Source organism: Bacillus sp. GMs2/2 (assembly GCF_050172095.1).
GTDB classification, from domain to species: domain Bacteria; phylum Bacillota; class Bacilli; order Bacillales; family Bacillaceae_G; genus Bacillus_A; species Bacillus_A cereus.
Genome location: NZ_JBNLYE010000406.1, coordinates 1 through 3,302, shown reverse-complemented (window position 1 = coordinate 3,302; position 3,302 = coordinate 1). Strand labels below are relative to the sequence as shown.

Here is a 3,302-nt window from a genome sequence, read left to right as displayed (position 1 = left end):
ACCCCACATCCATCAACTTAAGGATTCGGGCTATTTTTGAAATTAAAAGCGCGTTACTATTTTCTTATATTAATGAGAAAGGGTGACGTGCTTTTTATGAATATGCATCAAAAGCAAGAGTTGTCTTTATTTGCCGAAGAGTTATATCGATATATGTCTCCCGCTACACTTAATCAATTAGCTATAGAAGCAGGCGGGATGAAACGAAAACGGAAGTGCCACGGGCATCATTTTTTATCTTTGTGTGTATGGCTAAATCAACAAGTCGCTACTACCTCTCTTACCCAACTATGTAGTCAATTAGAAACTTCAACAGGAGTTTTATTAAGTCCGGAAGGACTTAATCGGCGATTTAACTCGGCTTCTGTAGCCTTTTTTCGTACTGTATTTACTACGCTTCTACAGGCTAAGATTGGAGGCGTATCTAAGATTTCTCATTCTCTTTCTTCCTACTTTGAGCGCATTCGCATCCTTGATTCTACAACCTTTCAAGTTCCAGATCGATTCGCAGCTATGTATCCTGGTGCCGGAGGATGTAGTCATAAAGCTGGTGTGAAAATTCAACTAGAGTATGACTTGTTGAGTGGAGAGTTTTCTGATGTGAAAATTGAACCAGGAAAACGAAGTGATCAGGCGTATGGTGCGACTCGAACAGACATGATACAAAAGAATGAGCTGTATATCCGTGACTTAGGATATTTTCGTCTACAAGACTTTAAGTCTATTCAAGACAAGCAGGGGTATTATTTATCCCGTCTTAAGTTACCGACTAAAATATATAGAAAAGAGTTCGAAACAGTCGTATTTAAAACAAAACCTCCTCAATTGAAACCAGTATATATACAAATTCATTTGGAAGACATTATGAAACAATTAAAACCTGGCCAAGTTTATGAATTACACGATGTATATGTAGGGAGTAAAGACAAACTGCCTACTCGTATTGTAGTTTATAGATGTACCGAGGAGCAAAAACAGAAACGCTTACGTGACCGAGCTATTCGTGAAAAGAAAAAAGGGATTACATATACAGAGCGCACGAAGCTTTTACAAGGTATCACGGTATATATGACAAACATTCCTACGGAATGGGTACCAAAAGAGAAAATCTATGACCTATATTCATTACGTTGGCAAATTGGCGTGTCCAGATAAGGACACATTATCTAGTTGGTGAAAGTCCAATCGGGAGAATAGACTCCACTCCCGTAGCCTGAGAGGCGCCATGAAGTGAAAGCGACATGGCGAAGCCCTCTGACATCACATGCAAAAGGCATGTGGGCAAATCTCCAGGTTGTAACGTACAGTGAACGTAGATGTAGCCTCGTTACACGCAATTCCGGTGGCTGAGACGGTCGATAACGTGCGAAAGCAACAAGAACTGACCGAAACGAGTCTGGAACGGCAGTTCTCACCGGCGGGGTATCAGCGGCGACATGGAGAGAAAGATAATGTGGAAACTGGAGAAGCCCTCGACACCCGATGAAGAAACCTCATCGAGGAGACCGTCTCTATAACCGCGATCGGGAAGTGAGAACGGTAGGTGTCAGGGTGGCGGAACGGATCGTAGTACCAGAGATCTGCGTGCAGCAAAACGCGCGGGGAGGAAAGGGTCCGAACCTGTAAACATTTCGTATGACTAAAGGAGGCAAGGGTGCCATGACAAAAACACCCATCACTTTGCAGGAATTAAGGCAACGAATCTATCGAAAGGCGAAGTCTGAACCTACGCACCGGCTTTGGGGGCTATTTACCCACATTACCAAAATGACAACCCTTCACGAAGCATATCAACAGGCGAGGAAAAACAACGGTGCTCCAGGCATTGATGGAAAAAGTTTTGCTGATATAGAACTAGAAGGAGTTATCCCATTCTTAACGGGTATTCAAGAGGAATTGCAAGCTGGAATATACCGACCACAAGCCAATCGAAAAGTAGAAATCCCAAAGGCAAACGGCAAAATGCGAACTCTGCAAATTCCGTGTATACGAGATCGTGTAGTACAAGGAGCGCTAAAACTCATATTAGAAGCAATTTTTGAAGCTGATTTCTGTCCAAACTCGTATGGGTTTCGGCCGAAACGCTCTCCACATCAGGCATTGGCAGAAGTACGACGCAGTATATTGCGTCGTATGACCATAATAATTGATGTTGATTTGTCGCGCTACTTTGATACAATCCGACACAACATATTATTGGAGAAAATCGCGAAACGTGTCCAAGACCCACAGGTTATGCATCTTGTAAAACAGGTAATTAAGGCAACAGGAAAGATCGGTGTCCCGCAAGGGGGGCCATTTTCTCCACTAGCCGCGAACATTTACCTCAATGAAGTGGATTGGACATTTGATACCATTCGACGCAAAACAGCTGAGGGCAATTACGAAGCTGTAAACTACCACCGTTTTGCCGACGATATAGTTATCGCTGTAAGCGGACACTCCAGTAAAAGTGGATGGGCTGAACTGGCATTACGACGACTGTGGGAACAGTTAAAGCCTTTGGGAGTTGAACTGAATCTGGAGAAGACTCAGATGGTCAATGTTCTAAAAGGAGAATCCTTTGGATTTTTAGGATTTGACCTGAGACGAATACCGAGCCGAAATAAGAATGGATTCTTCGTTTTCATGATCCCGAAGAAGAAAGCTCGCACGACAGTGAAAGCAAAAATTTGCGAACTCATTCAAAACGCAGGAGCGAAGCCAGCACAAGACTTAATAAAACAAATCAATGCCGTACTGACTGGATGGGTGAACTACTTCCGGGTTGGGAACTCTAGTCAAGCTTTCAGTGAAGTACGTGATTATACGGAGATGAAAATTCGCACACTGTTAACGAGAAGGAAACGAAGACGAAAGCGTAGCATCGGATGGCAGAGATGGAGTAACGAATATCTCTATGGTGTACTGGGGCTTTACTGGGACTGGAAAGTCCTTCCCCTGAAAAGTGCAGAGAGTTTCCGATGAAAGTGTCTGCCATTTGATAGGTCTCATAACCCTTTTGATGAAGTTTATGGGGTGAGCTGCTTGAGGGAAAACCTCACGAGCAGTTCTTATGGGGAGAGACTGGAAACGGGTCACAACTGATACCGCGCCAGTCTTTTACCCGACAGCTGTTATTTAAAATATGGAAATCTTGGTTTCAAATTCATCGTTGTAAATCTATTAAACAAGAGCGATTAGAATGTCATCTTTATGGGCAACTCATTAGTATTCTATTATGTTCTTCTACTATGTTTAAAATGCGAGAACTCCTATTACGTAAAAAACAGAAAGAACTAAGTGAATATAAAGCAATGTAT

General features: G+C 42.7%; 1 protein-coding gene and 2 pseudogenes. All 3 read left to right on the top strand.

The window, feature by feature from the left end; all coding sequences use genetic code 11:
- Positions 1 to 96: 96 nt before the first annotated feature.
- Positions 97 to 1,140: pseudogene (locus tag ACQGS6_RS25160) on the top strand (IS4 family transposase); the annotation flags it as partial.
- 519 nt (positions 1,141 to 1,659) lie between these two features.
- Positions 1,660 to 2,967, top strand: coding sequence for a group II intron reverse transcriptase/maturase (gene ltrA / locus ACQGS6_RS25155; RefSeq protein ID WP_426965778.1), 1,308 nt, complete (start codon positions 1,660 to 1,662; stop codon positions 2,965 to 2,967).
- 143 nt (positions 2,968 to 3,110) lie between these two features.
- Positions 3,111 to 3,302 (top strand): annotated as a pseudogene (locus ACQGS6_RS25150) (IS4 family transposase); the annotation flags it as partial.

What these genes read in the sequence shown, in the direction of transcription:
- ltrA (WP_426965778.1), top strand. Translation starts at nt 1,660, where the DNA reads ATGACAAAAACACCCATCACTTTGCAGGAATTAAGGCAACGAATCTAT.